Annotated in this window: 18 protein-coding genes; 4 read left to right on the top strand and 14 right to left on the bottom strand. The window is 64.8% G+C overall.

Translation table 11 applies throughout. The features are described 5' to 3' along the window. Positions 1 to 54: 54 nt before the first annotated feature. Positions 55 to 1,323, bottom strand: coding sequence for a diaminopimelate decarboxylase (lysA, locus tag VB672_RS22125; RefSeq protein WP_329786362.1), 1,269 nt, complete (start codon positions 1,321 to 1,323; stop codon positions 55 to 57). A gap of 8 nt (positions 1,324 to 1,331) precedes the next feature. Beyond that, positions 1,332 to 1,580, bottom strand: coding sequence for an LPS translocon maturation chaperone LptM (gene lptM, locus VB672_RS22120; protein WP_329786361.1), 249 nt, complete (start codon positions 1,578 to 1,580; stop codon positions 1,332 to 1,334). Between the two features lie 205 nt (positions 1,581 to 1,785). Between lptM and tlpA the strand changes: the two genes are divergently transcribed. Further along, entirely contained in the window at positions 1,786 to 2,397 is a 612-nt protein-coding gene (gene tlpA / locus VB672_RS22115; protein WP_329786360.1) for a thiol:disulfide interchange protein TlpA, read from the top strand. Here tlpA and VB672_RS22110 read toward each other — a convergent pair. The 8 genes from VB672_RS22110 to purC all read right to left on the bottom strand — a co-directional run bounded on the left by VB672_RS22110 (position 2,394) and on the right by purC (position 8,222). Beyond that, on the bottom strand, positions 2,394 to 2,711 hold the full coding sequence (locus VB672_RS22110; protein ID WP_329786359.1) for a hypothetical protein: 318 nt from the start codon (positions 2,709 to 2,711) through the stop codon (positions 2,394 to 2,396). The genes tlpA and VB672_RS22110 overlap by 4 nt on opposite strands. Positions 2,712 to 2,909: 198 nt before the next feature. Further along, entirely contained in the window at positions 2,910 to 3,245 is a 336-nt protein-coding gene (gene grxD, locus VB672_RS22105) for a Grx4 family monothiol glutaredoxin (protein WP_329786358.1), read from the bottom strand. Positions 3,246 to 3,289: 44 nt separating this feature from the next. Next, positions 3,290 to 3,526: a BolA family protein gene (locus VB672_RS22100; RefSeq protein WP_036362056.1), complete on the bottom strand. Its 237-nt coding sequence runs from the start codon at positions 3,524 to 3,526 to the stop codon at positions 3,290 to 3,292. A gap of 12 nt (positions 3,527 to 3,538) precedes the next feature. After that, entirely contained in the window at positions 3,539 to 5,749 is a 2,211-nt protein-coding gene (gene purL, locus VB672_RS22095) for a phosphoribosylformylglycinamidine synthase subunit PurL (RefSeq protein WP_329786357.1), read from the bottom strand. 23 nt (positions 5,750 to 5,772) lie between these two features. Then, on the bottom strand, positions 5,773 to 6,471 hold the full coding sequence (gene purQ, locus VB672_RS22090) for a phosphoribosylformylglycinamidine synthase subunit PurQ (RefSeq protein WP_329786356.1): 699 nt from the start codon (positions 6,469 to 6,471) through the stop codon (positions 5,773 to 5,775). 7 nt (positions 6,472 to 6,478) lie between these two features. Further along, positions 6,479 to 6,718 (bottom strand): phosphoribosylformylglycinamidine synthase subunit PurS, encoded by a 240-nt coding sequence (gene purS, locus VB672_RS22085; RefSeq protein ID WP_152715714.1) that lies wholly within the window; start codon positions 6,716 to 6,718, stop codon positions 6,479 to 6,481. A gap of 65 nt (positions 6,719 to 6,783) precedes the next feature. Continuing rightward, positions 6,784 to 7,323 carry a hypothetical protein gene (locus VB672_RS22080; RefSeq protein ID WP_329786355.1) on the bottom strand — a complete coding sequence of 180 codons (540 nt, stop codon included), beginning with the start codon at positions 7,321 to 7,323 and terminating at the stop codon, positions 6,784 to 6,786. A gap of 104 nt (positions 7,324 to 7,427) precedes the next feature. Further along, positions 7,428 to 8,222 (bottom strand): phosphoribosylaminoimidazolesuccinocarboxamide synthase, encoded by a 795-nt coding sequence (purC, locus tag VB672_RS22075; protein WP_036362043.1) that lies wholly within the window; start codon positions 8,220 to 8,222, stop codon positions 7,428 to 7,430. 236 nt (positions 8,223 to 8,458) lie between these two features. Here purC and VB672_RS22070 point away from each other — a divergent pair, with 236 nt between their 5' ends. Next, positions 8,459 to 8,782, top strand: coding sequence for a DUF1476 domain-containing protein (locus VB672_RS22070; RefSeq protein WP_329786354.1), 324 nt, complete (start codon positions 8,459 to 8,461; stop codon positions 8,780 to 8,782). Between the two features lie 60 nt (positions 8,783 to 8,842). Further along, positions 8,843 to 9,613, top strand: a complete 771-nt coding sequence (locus VB672_RS22065) for an HpcH/HpaI aldolase family protein (RefSeq protein WP_329786353.1) — start codon at positions 8,843 to 8,845, stop codon at positions 9,611 to 9,613. Here VB672_RS22065 and VB672_RS22060 read toward each other — a convergent pair. Both VB672_RS22060 and VB672_RS22055 read right to left on the bottom strand, forming a co-directional pair. Continuing rightward, positions 9,610 to 10,293 (bottom strand): alpha/beta hydrolase, encoded by a 684-nt coding sequence (locus tag VB672_RS22060; RefSeq protein ID WP_329786352.1) that lies wholly within the window; start codon positions 10,291 to 10,293, stop codon positions 9,610 to 9,612. The two genes, VB672_RS22065 and VB672_RS22060, sit on opposite strands and share 4 nt — an antisense overlap. Then, a complete protein-coding gene (locus VB672_RS22055; RefSeq protein ID WP_329786351.1) occupies positions 10,290 to 10,934 on the bottom strand; it encodes a DNA-3-methyladenine glycosylase family protein in 645 nt (214 codons plus the stop codon). The genes VB672_RS22060 and VB672_RS22055 overlap by 4 nt, the downstream gene beginning before the upstream one ends. 33 nt (positions 10,935 to 10,967) lie before the next feature. Between VB672_RS22055 and gluQRS the strand changes: the two genes are divergently transcribed. After that, positions 10,968 to 11,864: a tRNA glutamyl-Q(34) synthetase GluQRS gene (gene gluQRS, locus VB672_RS22050; protein ID WP_329786350.1), complete on the top strand. Its 897-nt coding sequence runs from the start codon at positions 10,968 to 10,970 to the stop codon at positions 11,862 to 11,864. Here gluQRS and VB672_RS22045 read toward each other — a convergent pair. Together VB672_RS22045 and VB672_RS22040 are read right to left on the bottom strand one after the other, a co-directional pair. Further along, positions 11,843 to 12,760, bottom strand: coding sequence for an AEC family transporter (locus tag VB672_RS22045; protein WP_329786349.1), 918 nt, complete (start codon positions 12,758 to 12,760; stop codon positions 11,843 to 11,845). The genes gluQRS and VB672_RS22045 overlap by 22 nt on opposite strands. A gap of 5 nt (positions 12,761 to 12,765) precedes the next feature. Further along, positions 12,766 to 14,802, bottom strand: a complete 2,037-nt coding sequence (locus tag VB672_RS22040) for a M23 family metallopeptidase (protein WP_329786348.1) — start codon at positions 14,800 to 14,802, stop codon at positions 12,766 to 12,768. Between the last annotated feature and the right edge of the window lie 525 nt (positions 14,803 to 15,327).

Genomic DNA, 15,327 nt, shown 5'->3' with positions numbered 1-15,327 from the left:
GCTCGAGGGGATTACCGGCTTTCGCAGAATGCTCTGGCGACTGCGCGGTGGTTTTCAGTCCAGCCAGCCCGGAACCCGATCGAGCCCGATCAGCTCCTCATAGGGCGGACGCGGGCGCACGACCGCGTGCTCCTCGCCGCGGACGAGCACCTCGGGCACGAGGAGCCGCGTGTTGTAGGTGTTGGCCTGAACCGCCCCATAGGCACCGGCCGTCATGATGGCGATGAGATCTCCGGCCCTGACGGCCGGCATGTCCCGGGAGAGGGCGAGATAATCGCCCGTCTCGCAGACGGGGCCGACCACGTCGGCGACCATGCGCGGGGCATCGGAAGAGGCTTCGACGACCGGCCTGATGTCGTGATGGGCCTCATAGAGCGTCGGGCGGATGAGATCGTTCATTGCCGCGTCCACGATCACGAAGGACTTGTCGGCGCCCTGCTTCACGTAGATCACCCGGGCGACGAGCACGCCCGCATTGCCGGCGATCATGCGGCCCATCTCGAACACGAGCTTGAGGCCCAGATCCTTGGTGTGGCGCTTGATGATCGCCGCATAGGCCTGCGGGTCGGGCGGAGGCTCGTTGTCCTCGCGATAGGGCACGCCGAGGCCGCCGCCGAGATCGATGTGATGCAGCCGGTGCCCGTCGGCCATCAGGTCGCGGGCGAGTTCGGCCAGAAGGGCGGTCGCATTGTCGTAAGGGGCAAGATCCGTGATCTGGCTGCCGATATGCATGTCGACGCCGGTGACCGCGATCCCCTTGAGCGCCGCCGCCCGGGCATAGACCTCGCGGGCACGGGCGATCGGGATGCCGAACTTGTTCTCGGACTTGCCGGTCGAAATCTTGGCGTGAGTCTTGGCGTCCACGTCCGGATTGATCCGGATCGACACGGGCGCCTGCAGGCCCTTGGAGGAAGCCACCTCGGAGAGCGCCTCGAGCTCGGGCTCCGATTCCACGTTGAAGCAGAGGATGCCGCTCTCGAGAGCGAAGGCCATTTCGGCTTTCGTCTTGCCGACCCCGGAGAACACGATGCGCTCGCCTGGCACGCCGGCTGCCAGCGCACGGCGCAGCTCGCCCTCGGACACGATGTCCATGCCGGCCCCGAGGCGCCCGAGCGTCCTGAGCACGGCCTGATTGGAATTGGCCTTCATGGCGTAGCAGACGAGGGCGTCCGTGTCAGTGAAGGCCTCGGCGAAGACCCGATAATGTCGCTCCAGGGTGGCCGAGGAATAGCAATAGAACGGCGTTCCGACCTCGTCCGCGAGGCGGCGCAGATCGACGCCCTCCGCGTGGAGGACGCCGTCACGATAGGCAAAGTGGTGCATCGAAAGGCCTAAAGCAGCGGATCGAGAATAAACGGCTTGTTCGGAATCGTGTAGCCCCGGCTCGCCTGGGAGCGCGGGGTGCCGACCGGGGAGGGCAGGGTCGCGTCGCTCGTCGGAGCCTGCGTCTGGGTCTCGGCGGCCTGAGCCGAGGCGTCCGGCGGCGGCTCGAGCGCGCCGCGACGGCCGCAGGCGGTCAGACCGAGGACGAGAAGGCCGCAAACCAGGACGGTGCGAGGGAAGGTCAGGCTGGACGACATAGAGAACTCCGAAACGTGGCCGCACCATAGCGGCAAGCCTTGCCGGAAGCGAGAGGCAAGGTGCGGATTGCACCAGGCTCTGCGGCCAACGTCTTCGTGATAGGACGAGCAGCCGCGCTTGCGCATTCGACACTTGAGGCCTGCTCTGAAAAGCGCCACATCACGGGCCATGTCGAACGCAGTGAAATTCCGAAAAGTCTGGTTGATGGGCCTTGCGGCTCTCGTCCTCCCGGGAGCAGGCGCCGTCTGGTACGGATTGTCGTCGCGCAATCCCATGATGGCTGGCGTTGCCGAATGCCGGGCCTCCATGCCGACGGCGGAGCGCCTGAAGCCGCTCGCCAAGGGCGAGGTGGCGGCCGTGGGGGTGAGCCATGCGCCGAAGCCGCCGCCGGTCATCGCTTTCACAGGCCCGGAAGGCCAGCCGATGAGCCTGTCGGACTTCAAGGGCAGGGCGATCCTGGTCAATCTCTGGGCGACCTGGTGCGTGCCCTGCCGCGAGGAGATGCCGGCGCTCGACCGGCTCCAGGCGGAACTGGGCGGCCCCGATTTCCAGGTCGTGGCCATCAATGTGGACACCCGCAACCCCGAGAAGCCGAAAGCCTGGCTGCAGGAGAACGGCATCAAGAACCTGGCCTACTATGCGGATCCTGAGGCCAAGCTGCTGCAGGTGCTACAGAAATCCGGCCATGTGGTCGGGTTGCCGACCACCTTCGTGGTCGATTCTTCGGGCTGCGAGATCGCCCTGCTCAAGGGGCCGGCCGATTGGGCCTCGCCCGATGCCTTTACCTTCATGAAGGCGGCTCTGGGCCGGTCTTAGGCCGGAAACGCCCCGCCGCCGTCGGGAACGCCGACCGTGCCGGAAAAGGCCGGCTTCAAGAGCCGCCAGGGACGGTCCATAGCCTGCCGGGCTTCGCCGCGCTGGAGCCGGCGCGGCGTGCCGTCGGCCAGAATCTCCTCGATGACCAGGAAACCTAGGGTCTGCAGCATCGTGGCGGCCATCTTGGTGGCCCGATCATCCGCCCGGACGGAGAGCGAGCCGGCGGCGTAGATGCGCTCCATCAGGCTCTTGGGATGATGAGCCACGGCCTTGCGTGGCTTGAAGGCGACGACATTCGTCTCGGGTTCGATCATGGAACAGCCCCTTCTCACCGCTCCTTGTTATTTTGTATTGAGCGGCTTTTCTGTTGAGTTCAGCACAGTTCATTGTGCAGGAAACTGAGCCGTTTAAGGAATGCGACATTTGTCGCCCCTAATCGGGAGCCGGAAGCCGGTGCCGCAAAAGAAAAGGCGGGGCCAGGCCCCGTCTCGATCGCATCAGGAGAAGCTCCCTCAGGCGTTCTGCTGAACCGGGATCCCCTTGTCGGTGAAGAGCTGCTGCAGCTCGCCGGCCTGGAACATCTCGCGAGTGATGTCGCAGCCGCCGATGAACTCGCCCTTCACGTAGAGCTGAGGAATGGTCGGCCAGTTGGAATATTCCTTGATGCCCTGGCGGATGGTTTCGTCCTCGAGCACGTTCACGCCCTTGTAGGGGACGCCGAGGTAGTTGAGGATCTGGACCACCTGGCCCGAGAACCCGCACATGGGGAATTGCGGCGTGCCCTTCATGAACAGCACGACGTCGTTGGACTTCACTTCATTGTCGATGATCTGGTTGGCGTCAGCCATGGAGGTCTCCTGTTCCGCGGCGGTCAAGGCGCCGGGTTCGTGTCTCAATTGTCGGGTGCCACGGTCGTCAATGCAAGGGCATGAAGCACGCCCCCCATGCGTCCTTGCAGCGCTGCATAGACCATCTGGTGCTGCTGGACCCGTGACTTCCCCTTAAAGGCCGAGGAGGTGACGGTGGCGGCATAGTGATCGCCGTCGCCGGCCAAATCCTTGATCTCGACCACCGCGTCGGGCAGCGCGGCTTTGATCATGCTCTCGATATCATGGGCATTCATTGGCATGGATCAAACTCCTCACGACTTACCGGTCATGTATTCCGGCAGCCAGGCTTCGTGCGCGGCCTTCAATTGCTTGACGGATATGGCCTGCCGGCCGGGCAGAATCAACGCGTCGCCTCCGGTGATACCCAGCGTCACGGCCGGAATGCCGATGGCACCGGCCTCGTAGAGGATGTCGGCGGCCACGTCCTCGTCGACCGCGATCAGGTAGCGGGCCTGGTCCTCGCCGAACAGGAAGGCATGGAGCGGGAAACCCTCGGGGTAGGCCGTGATCTCGGCGCCCACGTTCCCTGCCATGGCCATCTCGGCGAGAGCCAGCGCGATGCCACCGTCCGAGACGTCATGGACGGTCGTTGCCTGGCCGGAGCGAATGAGCTGACGCACGAAGTCGCCGTTGCGCTTCTCCTGAACAAGATCGACCGGCGGCGGAGCGCCTTCCTCCCGGCCGCAGATGTCGCGCAGGTAGATCGACTGGCCGAGCCAGCCTTGCGTGGCACCGATGAGGATGATGGCCTCGCCCTCGCGCTTGAAGGCGATGGAGGCGTTGACCGTCACGTCGTCGAGCAGGCCGACGCCGCCGATCGCCGGGGTCGGCAGGATGCCTTGGCCGTTGGTCTCGTTGTAGAGGGAGACGTTGCCGGAGACGACCGGGAAATCGAGCGCCTTGCAGGCCTCGCCGATACCCCGGACGCAGCCGACGAACTGGCCCATGGCCTCGGGCCGCTCGGGACTGGCGAAGTTGAGGTTGTCGGTGATCGCCAGAGGCAGGCCGCCGACGGCCGTGATGTTGCGCCAAGCTTCAGCCACCGCCTGCTTGCCGCCCTCGAACGGGTCGGCCTCGCAGTAGCGCGGCGTCACATCCGTGGTGAGCGCCAGGCCCCTTGGCCCGTCCTCGACGCGCACGATGGCGGCATCGCCCCCCGGGGTCTGGACCGTGTTGCCGAGGATCAGATGATCGTACTGCTCCCAGACCCAGCGCTTGGAGCACTGGTCCGGCGAGCCGACGAGCTTCAGGAGCGCTTCCGCCTCGGACATGGGGGCCTGTACGCTCTCGGGCGCAATCACCGGCTGCTTGGGGCTCTCCGCCCATGGACGGTCATAGAGCGGAGCCTCGTCGCCCAGTTCCTTAATCGGCAGATCGGCCTTCACCTCGCCCTGGTGCTTGATCACGAAGCGCAGGGTATCGGTGGTCTTGCCGATGACTGCGAAGTCCAGGCCCCATTTGTGGAAGATGGCCTCGGCCTCTTTCTCCATGCCGGGCTTGAGCACCATGAGCATGCGCTCCTGGCTCTCCGAGAGCATCATCTCGTAAGCCGTCATCCCCTCCTCGCGGCAGGGCACCTTGTCGAGGTCGAGCTCGATTCCGAGATTGCCCTTGGCACCCATCTCGACCGCGGAGCTGGTGAGGCCGGCCGCGCCCATGTCCTGAATGGCGATCACTGCGCCGGACTTCATGAGCTCGAGGCAGGCTTCGAGCAGCAGCTTCTCGGCGAAGGGGTCGCCCACCTGCACGGTGGGGCGCTTCTCGTCCGATGCATCGTCGAATTCCGCAGACGCCATGGTGGCGCCGTGGATGCCGTCGCGGCCGGTCTTGGAGCCGAGATAGACGATCGGGTTCCCGACGCCGGTGGCCTTGGCGTAGAAGATCTCGTCGGTGCGGGCGAGGCCCACCGCCATGGCGTTGACAAGGATGTTGCCGTTGTAGCGCTTGTCGAAGCCTACGCTGCCGCCGACGGTGGGCACGCCGAAGGAATTGCCGTAGCCGCCGATGCCCGCGACCACGCCCGAGACCAGGTGAGGGGTCTTGGGATGATCAGGCTCGCCGAAGCGCAGGAAATTGAGCGATGCGATGGGGCGTGCGCCCATGGTGAACACGTCGCGCAGGATTCCGCCGACGCCCGTCGCCGCGCCCTGGTAGGGCTCGATGAAGGACGGGTGGTTGTGGCTCTCCATCTTGAAGATGCAGGCCAGGCCGTCGCCGATATCGATCACGCCCGCGTTCTCGCCCGGTCCCTGGATCACCCAGGGCGCCTTGGTGGGCAGGCCGCGCAGGTGAATGCGGGAGGATTTGTACGAGCAGTGCTCGTTCCACATGGCCGATACGATGCCGAGCTCCGTGATGGTCGGCTCGCGGCCGATCAGGTTCACGAAGCGCTCATATTCATCGGGTTTAAGCCCGTGCTCCTTGACCAGCTCCGGGGTGATGGCGACGTCGTTGCGGATCATCGGGGTCTCGTAATCTGGAGAAATCAGGCAGCGCGAGGGAAGGACGACACGAGGCTCTCGAAGAGGCCGCGCCCGTCGGTGCCGCCCACGAGGTCCTCGATCAGGTTTTCCGGGTGGGGCATCATGCCGAGCACGTTGAGCTTGTCCGAATAGATGCCTGCAATCGCGTTCATGGAGCCATTGCGGTTGGCGTCCTGGGTGATGTGGCCGTGGGCGTCGGAATAGCGGAAGGCCACCAGCCCTTCGCCTTCGAGCCGCTTCAGGGTCTCCTCGTCGGCCGTGTAGTTGCCCTCGCCATGGGCGACGCAGACATCGATGGCCTGGCCCTTGGCGTAAGTCCGTGTGAAGGCGGTGTCGTTGCGCTCGACCCGCAGGAACTGCCGGTGGCAGATGAACTTGAGGTTCGCGTTGCGCATCAGGATGCCGGGAAGAAGCCCGGATTCGCACAGGATCTGGAAGCCGTTGCAGATGCCGAGCACGAGACCGCCCCGCGCCGCATGAGCACGCACCGCATCCATCACGGTCGCGCGACCGGCAATCGCCCCGCAGCGAAGATAGTCGCCGTAGGAGAAGCCGCCCGGCAGGACCACGAGATCGGTCCCCTTGGGCAGTTCGGTCTCGGCATGCCAGACCTTCTCCACTTGGGAGCCGGCCGATTTGAGCGCCCGCAGCACATCGCCTTCGCGATTGGAGCCGGGGAAGACGATGACGGCGGATTTCATGGAAGCCTCACGCGATCTCGACGCGGTAATTCTCGATGACGGTGTTGGCGAGCAGCTTCTCGCAGGCCGCCTTGAGGGCAGCTTCGGCCTTGGACTTGTCGGTGGTTCCGAGCTCGATGTCGAAGACCTTGCCCTGGCGCACGCCGTCGATTCCCTCGACACCGAGCGACTTGAGGGCACCTTCGATGGCCTTGCCTTGGGGGTCGAGAACGCCGTTCTTGAGGGTCACGGTGACACGCGCTTTCATGGGGGCCTCGGGCTGTTAAGATTTGGCCAAGGCCATAAAGAATTTAGCCGCAAGAGACAACGGGCTCAGGAGCCTAATTCTCGGGCAGCGACCTCCTTGGCCGTTTCACGCACAATTTCCGGCACTTCGCCGATCACCAGGACGAGCTCGAGATCTTGTCCGGAACGCTTTCCGAGGGCAGCCCCATAGGCTGGCTTCTTGCCTCCATCGGCCGGGGCGAGATCAATGGTAAAGCCGGGATAAGGGGCATCCCTGAGGCGCTCGACCGAAATTCGGGTCTTGATGGGCTTGTCCCGGCCCGCAGGAGAGCGCAGCGCCCGGGCCAGACGCTCCGGGTCCTTCAAGAGAGCGTCCGTGATGTCCGCATCCTTGCCCGTCAGGCGGACGACGCCGACCATGAGGCCCGGCCCGCATTCGGGCGGGGCGCAGAAGGCCAGAGCCACGGGTTCGGCCCGATCCTCGGCCAGCCATTTGCGCAGGGGCAGGGCATCCCAGGGCCGGTCCGACGGGAGGCCGGCAACCTGACGGGGAATATAGCCGCAGTTGGCGACGGACAGGGCGAGGGCCAGGATCGGAAGGCTGAAACGCAACAGGCGGAAAGGCATGGCGTAATTTATGCTCGAAATGAGCCGGAAGGGAAATGGCTGCCGATGCCAAGAAAAACCCGGCACGATGGCCGGGTTTTCGCACATTGGAACGGGTCGAGGCCTCACTGCACGAGGCGTGGGCCGCCTGTGACCGGGTTCTCGTTCTCGGCCAGGATCCCGAGGCGGCGGGCGACCTCGGAATAGGCCTCGACCAGCCCGCCCATGTCCCTGCGGAAGCGGTCCTTGTCGAGCTTGTCCTTGGACTTGATGTCCCACAGACGGCAGGAATCCGGGGAGATCTCGTCGGCCACGACGATGCGCATCATCTCGCCCTCCCAGAGGCGGCCCGTCTCCAGCTTGAAGTCGACGAGGCGGATGCCGACGCCGAGGAAGAGGCCGGACAGGAAGTCATTGACCCGGATGGCGAGCGCCATGATGTCGTCGATCTCCTGGGGCGAGGCCCAGCCGAAGGCGGTGATGTGCTCCTCCGAGACCATGGGATCGTTGAGGGCATCGTTCTTGTAATAGAATTCGATGATCGAGCGGGGCAGCTGCGTGCCCTCCTCGATGCCCAGACGGGTGGCCAGCGAGCCGGCCGCCACGTTCCGCACCACCACCTCGAGGGGAATGATCTCCACCTCGCGAATCAGCTGCTCGCGCATGTTCAGGCGGCGGATGAAGTGGGTCGGAATGCCGATATCGTTCAGATGCTGGAAGAGGTATTCCGAGATCCGGTTGTTGAGCACGCCCTTGCCGTCGATCACTTCATGCTTCTTGGCATTGAAGGCGGTCGCGTCATCCTTGAAGTGCTGGATGAGCGTTCCGGGTTCCGGGCCCTCATAGAGGACCTTCGCCTTGCCCTCATAGATGCGACGGCGACGATTCATAGGCGTGTACCGTGGTTTGAGAAAATCCATTTGCCGTGGCTCCTAGGGATGGTCATTTTTTTAGATCCGCGGCTGGCGTGACGCGCGGCTTTTCACCGGCGCTCCGCTTGAGGGCAACCTATCCGATCCCTGGGGCAAGCACAACGCGGGGAGACAGGCTGCGATCCTGCAACCTAGTGAAAGCATATGGGAAAGATGGGGAGCGCCTGGCCCCAGCGCGAGTGCGCCCTTATATCGCATAAGGAAAGCCAGGGAGGACAAGGCCCATGACCCTATTCAACGAGCGTGAGGATGCCTTCGAGAAGCAGTTCGCCCTTGATGAGGAACTCCGCTTCAAGGCGACCGCGCGCCGCAACAAGCTCCTGGGCTTCTGGGTGGCCGAGCGCTTGGGCAAGTCCGGCGCCGAGGCGGAAGCCTATGCCAAGAGCATCGTCCTGGCCGATTTCCATGAGCCCGGCGATGCGGATGTGATCCGCAAGGCCCATGACGATCTCGACGCCGCTGGCCAGCCGGTCGACGAGACCTCCCTCAAGTCCAAGCTCGTCCAGCTGATGGCCCAGGCCGTCGAAGAGATCAAAGCGGGGCGCTAAGGCCTCTCCTGCCGCTGCGGTTGCGGCGAGCGCCGAAGAACGGTCGACAAAAGGGGCATCATGCCGATCCAACCAACCTTGCCTGAACGGCTGAAAGCCGGCTCTCCTGTTGTGACGGCCTGGTGCGGCCTGCCGGATCCCTCCGTGGCCGGGATCCTGGCCCGCGAGGCCTTCGATGCCGTCGTCCTGGACCTGCAGCACGGCTCCATGGACTTTGCCGCCGCGGTCCAGGCAGTGCCTTTGATCGCCGCCGCGGGAAAGCCGGCCTTGGTCCGCATTCCGGTCGGGGATTTCGCCTCCGCGTCGCGTTACCTCGATGCAGGGGTGACAGGCGTGATCGCTCCCATGATCAACACCATCGATGAGGCAAGGCGCTTTGCCAGCTTCATGAAATTTCCCCCCGTGGGCGAGCGCAGCTGGGGAGCCTATGGGGCGCTTTCCCTCTCGGGGATGGAGGCAGGCGAGTATCTGCAGCGGGCCAACGACCTGACCGTCTCCTTCGCCATGGTGGAGACCCGCGAGGCTCTCGCCATCATCGACGATATCCTGGCGGTGCCCGGGATCGACGGCATCTTCATCGGTCCCTCGGACCTGTCGATCGCCCTGTCCGGAGGAAAGGGCCTCAACCCCACCGGCGCCGAGGTTGAGAAGGCCCTGGATCATGCCCTTTCCCGGGCCAAGGCTGCGGGCAAGGTCGCGGCGATCTATGCCGTATCGGGTGCGCGTGCGGCGGAACTGTCCGCCAAGGGCTTCCATATGGTGTCCATCGGTAATGACATCTCCATGCTGAGAGCCGGTGCTCATGCTGCCTTGGCGGCGGCGCGGGCCTAAATCCTCTCAGGGGGGAGGCCAAAGGCTTGAGACAGAAACAGGCCGCCCTGCCTGAGCCCTTCCTCGTCGATCCCATGGCCAAGGCCGGCCGAGAGGTGCCATTGGCAAGGGATCTCAGCGACGCCCAGGATGTCCTTTGATATGAAGAACATCTCGACCGGAACCACATCGTCCCGGTCCCCGTGGACCAGCAGGATCGGCGGCTTTGATCGTGCGGCCGCCTTGAGACTCTCAGGATCTTTACCATCCTCGACGACCACAAGGCCCGAATAGCCGATGATGGCCGCCGGGGCGTCCTCCCGGCGCAAGCCGACATGAAGCGCCATCATGGCACCTTGGCTGAAGCCGACGAGAGCAAGCTTCGAAGGGGGTAGGGAATAGCGGGCAAGCTCCTGGTTCAGGAATGCGTCGAGTCCAGGAGCCGCATAGGCTACGCCGCGCCAGAATTCCCGCGGATCGGTCAGGGTCAGGGGAAACCACTCGCGCCCCATGGGCACGTTGCTGCAGGGATCGGGAGCGTGCGGGGCCGCGAAGGCGGCATCCGGCAGCAAGTCGCGCCATTGCGCTCCAAGCTCGATCAGATCGTTCCCATCGGCGCCGAGGCCGTGAAGGAGAACGACGAGTTGCCTGGCCGTCCCGGATTTGGGAGCCAGGCGTGGGCCATCGATAGGAGCCGTCATATGGGTGCGCCCTCCCGGGACTTGATCACGCGGTAATAGGCCCAAAGCATCTTGGCCGCGACGCCCCGCCAGGGCCGCCATGTCTCGGCCAAAGCAGTCAAGGTCTTGGCGTCCGGCCGCTGCTCCAGCCCATAGGCGCTGCGGGCGGCCTCCTGCACGGCCAGATCCCCGCTTGGAAAGGCATCGGGATGCCCGAGACAGAAGAGCAGGTAGATGTCGGCGGTCCAGGGGCCGATCCCCTTCACCCGGGTGAGGAGAGCGTGGGCCTCTTCGGCCGGACGGTTGTGCAACTCGTCGAGGGGGAGCCTGCCTTCGATGACCTCCGTCGCCAAGGCACGCAGGGTCCTGATCTTTCCGGCGGAGAGCCTGGCTCCCCGGAGGCTCTCGTCGGTGAGCCCGAGAAGAACGTCCGGTGTCGGAGGTTCGAGGATCTGCCGCAGGCGGCTCCAGATGGCCGTGGCGCTGGCGGTGGAAACCTGCTGGCCGACAACGATCCATGCGAGGCCCTCGAAACCCGGCGGGCGCTTGCGCAATTGCGGCGTGACCCCGCTCGCGACCAGCTTCGCCATCACGGGATCCGCCAGGGCCAGCTCGCTCAGACCCCTCTTGAGAACTGCGTCCGTTTCGAGGAGGGTGGCCATTCCTTCACGTTCCTTCTTGTCTTGCGGGCTCCCGTGACGAAGCCGGTCTTTCGATTCGCTCCCAGCCCCAACGGGCGGCTTCATCTGGGCCATGCCTATTCCGCCCTGCTCAACGCCAATTTCGCCCGCCGCTTCGGCGGCCGCTTCCTCCTGCGGATCGAGGATATCGATATCACACGGTGCAGACCTGAATTCGAGGCCGCCATCTATGACGATCTCGCTTGGCTCGGCCTGGTCTGGGAGAAACCCGTGCGCCGGCAGTCGGAACACTTCGCCGATTACCGTGCCGCCTTCCTCAGGTTGAAGGGAAGGGGAGTGGTCTATCCGTGCTTCTGCACCCGCAAGGACATCGCGCAGACCATTGCCTGCCTGGAGGCGGAGGGCGGCCAGGACTGGCCCCGCGACCCGGACGGGGCACCGCTCTATCCGGGCACCTGCCGGGCCATACTCCCCGATGGGGCCGAAAGCCGTATCGCTGCCGGCGAGCCCCATGCCTGGCGCCTTGATAAGGCGGCCGTGCGAAGGCTCCTGCCGGGGCCGCATGCTTTTCGGCGCCTCGACCGTGACGGCCGCGAGGAAGCCGTCACGGCGGACCCATGGCGCTGGGGCGATGCGGTGATCGTGCGCAAGGAGATTCCGACGAGCTATCATCTCTCCGTCGTGATGGACGATGCCCTCCAGGGCGTCACCCACGTGGTCCGCGGCCAGGATCTCGAAGCTGCAACCGATCTCCACGTGCTGCTCCAGGGCCTGCTGGAGCTTCCGACGCCCCTTTATCACCACCATGGGCTCGTGCTCGATCCTACCGGTGATAAGCTGGCCAAGAGCCGCCAGTCGCGGCCCCTGGCCGAGCTGCGCGTTGAGGGGGTGACGCCGCAGGTGATATGGCAACGGCTCGGATTCGAACCTCAGCCCACGCCCAGCACATAGAGCCAGACGAGCGTCGTGCCCAAGGCGAGGAAGGTCGACAGGGTGATGGCGCTGGAGGCGAGAGCCACGCCTTCCCCGTACCGCTCGGCAAAGAGATAGGCGTTGATGCCGGAGGGACAGGAGGCGAAAAGCACCGCGACACCGGCCCAGACCGGCGGCATGGCGAAGACCTGCGTGGCAAGCACCAGCACGATCAGGGGATGCAGCACGAGCTTGAGGAACGAGATCGCGGCCGGCAGCCGCCAGCCCGTCTGCAGGCCGTAACGGCGCAAGGCGATGCCCATGGAGATGAGGGCGCAGGGGACCGCCGCGCTCGCCAGGAGATCCATGATCTGCCAAGCCGGAACCGGTACATATGAGGCAATGGGGCGGCAGGCGGAGCCCGCCAGGATCCCAACGACGATGGGGTGAGTGAAGAGACGGCGCAGGACGACGACAGGCGAGGCCCGACGCCCCTCGGCCAGGATCGTCGCAAGGGTCATCGTGACCGGAAGGTGAACTGCGATCAGGAGAAAGAGAGGCACGGCGCCCTCGTCCCCATAGGCCTTGAGGATCATCGGGACGCCCACGAAGACCGTGTTCGCCTGACCGGCCGAGAAACCGGCGACGACCCCTGAGATGCCCTTGACCCCGAAGAAGCGCCGGCCGATCCCGGTGGCCAGAAACCAGACCACGCCGACGCCGACGAAATAGGAGATCCAGTAACCCCAAGGCTGGACGTCCGGGATCTCGGCGCGCACGAGGGTACGGAAGATCAGGCAGGGCAGGGACAGGGTGAAGACGAATTCCGACAGGCCTTCGCCGGCCCGCTCGGAAATCAATCCTGTTTGGCGCGCGACATAGCCGATACCGATCAAGCCGAAGACCGGCAGCACAATCGCGAGAAGCTCGAGCATGAGGCCTATCGCAACTCCGCCCGTTGGGAGAGTGCCGTGGAGGCGACGCTGTGGGACATCAGCTCGTCGACCTGTTCGCGCTGGCGCTTGAAGTCCACCAGCCCGCGGCCCTCGAGCTCCTTTCCGCGCGGTAGGCGGATCTTCAGAGGATCGACGAAGCTGCCGTTGATGATCACCTCGTAATGGAGGTGAGGACCGGTCGAGAGGCCGGAATTGCCCACATAGCCGATCACCTGGCCCTGCTGGATCCTTTTGCCGGGCGCGATGCCCTTGGCGAAGCTGGACATGTGGGAATAGGCCGTCACATAGCCGTTCGTATGCTGAAGCTCGACCCTGCGGCCATAGCCTGAATCCCACTCGGCTTTGATCACCGTGCCGTTGCCCGCGGCGATGATGGGGGTGCCGACCCGGTTGGCCCAATCCACGCCGGTATGGGGACGCGAATAGCCGAGGATCGGGTGGAAGCGCGAGCCGAAGCCCGAGCGCAGAATCCCGTCCGCGATGGGCTTGCGGATCAGGAACTTCTTGAGGGAGCGGCCCGCCTCGTCGAAGAAGTCGACGGTGCCGTCCTCGCCCTGGTAGCGATAGACGCGACGCGCCTCCCCGCCCACGGTAAGGGCGGCGTAGAGAACCTCCGGCGTGCCGTTCTCGTCATCCGAGCCATAGAAGATCTCGAAGGAATCGCCTGGCGAGACCCGGCGCTGAAAATCGACGTCGTAGCCGAAGATCCGCACCAGCTCGGCCACCGTCTGGCGCGGCAGCTCGTTCTTGAGAGCCGTCTCGTAGAGGCTCTCGTAGAGCCGCACGCCGCCGCGCGCGTCATCCTCCTCCTCTTCCTCCGAGGCTTCGGCAACCTGCCGGCTCGTCTCGTCGGAGGGCGGTGTCACGGAAACGAAGACGCCGCGATCGTTGGTGGCGGCAATGCCCTCGATGCCTCGTTCCCCGAACGTGATCACCCGCACGATCTGCCGGGGGTCGCCGAGGCGGGGGCCGGGTGCGATGAGAATGCGCAGCCTCTGACCTTCGGTCAGGCCCTCGACCTTGATTCGAGCCGCCAGAGCCGAGGTGATCGCGGCGATCTGTTCAGGGGTTCCCCCATAGCTGCGCAGGACAGTCGCGAGGGTTTCGCCCTTTTTGAGGATCACATCGCGCTCCTCGACGAGGGGCGCCATGGCCTTCTGTTCGACTTTTGGAAGTTCGGTCACGTTCTCGGGCACGACCCGAACCTCGATCGTGCTGAAGGGTGCGTCGACGACGCGGGCATAGCCCAGGGCATCGCCCAGCCCGTCCGGCTGCCGCAGGGTGCGCGACAGCATCTGCTGGGCCGGGATCGGCACGGAGGTCCGGCGCCCCGCCTCGTTGAAGACGCGCCGCTCCTCCTCCAGGATCGCAAGCACGTCATTGTCCGTCAGGGAGGGGGCGCTCGCCGCGATGGCCACCATGGCAAGGTCGCGCCTGAGCACCGACACATCGGCATCGGCGATCTCCGGCGTCGGTTCGATGCGCTGCTCGTCCATTCCCTCGGCGAACAGGCGCAGGGGATTGAAGGGCGGGATGTCGGACGCATAGGTGCCGGCGGTCAGGGAGAGGTTCGTGGCGACGCGCACGAAGTTGCGGACCTTGATAGCCTCGCGCTCGCCGTTGCGGATCGTCATCGGGGCCTTGAAGCTCTGCCGCGCGGAGGACGTCTGTTCCGTCATATTGAGCCGGTTGGCCTTGCGGGCCACGTTCGAGCTCCGCTCCTCGTCGGCACCGGATGGAGCCCGGCCGTTGAGAGCCGCCCGTTCGGGAGGAAGGGCCGAGGTCGTGGCACCTTCAAGGGCGATATAGATGGAGGCGCCGATCAGGACCGCGCCGGTGACGCCGGTCAGGACGCTCGCGCCGAGCCAGCGCAGGTTCACCTCCCATTTGTCGACCTCGGGGGCTGCATGGCCGCTGGTGTTGAGCGGCGGCTCGTGCCCGAGGTCGATGCCGGACGACAGGTGCAGGGCTTCCTTGCGGAAACCCTTGGCACGGTTGTCGTCGGGGGGAGGAGAGGTCATGACTTCTGTCTGGTATCGATGCGGGTGGGTTGCTGTCACAGATGCCAGAGGCCATCTAGCACAAGAGACGACAACCGCACAGACTAATAGACAAGCTTGCGCGCCGCGCGCCAACTCCCCAAGGGAAGAGGTTCGGGGAAGAGACGCCCGCCGCGGCTCTGCTTCGTGCCGCACTGTGTCGGCAGTGAGGCGGGAGCGAAAAAACCTGTGCGACCAGCCGGCAGGAGCCTGGAAATTGAGCCCTTGTCAAAAAACTTTCACGAAGCACGTTGACAGGCCCAAGGGCTTCGGCCTATATACCGCCCATCGACGCCGCCGCTGACGCGAACGGCGCCCAGATCTTCCTCAGAAACCGGGCTGTTGGGCCCGACTTCGGTCGGGAACAAAGGCTGTTCTGTGGAGGTCTGTTTTTATCGGTCGCATCGCAAGATGTGTTGTTCTTTGACATTGTTGAGAGGGAAGAGAAGCGTAGGCGGCGGTGTCCTTGCGGGCGATTGGCAACAATCGCTGTGAGAATATCGACCT

Origin of the sequence: Microvirga sp. CF3016 (assembly GCF_036314085.1) — a bacterium.
In the GTDB taxonomy this organism is placed as follows: Bacteria; Pseudomonadota; Alphaproteobacteria; order Rhizobiales; family Beijerinckiaceae; genus Microvirga.
This window is presented reverse-complemented; position numbering and strand designations above follow the sequence as displayed.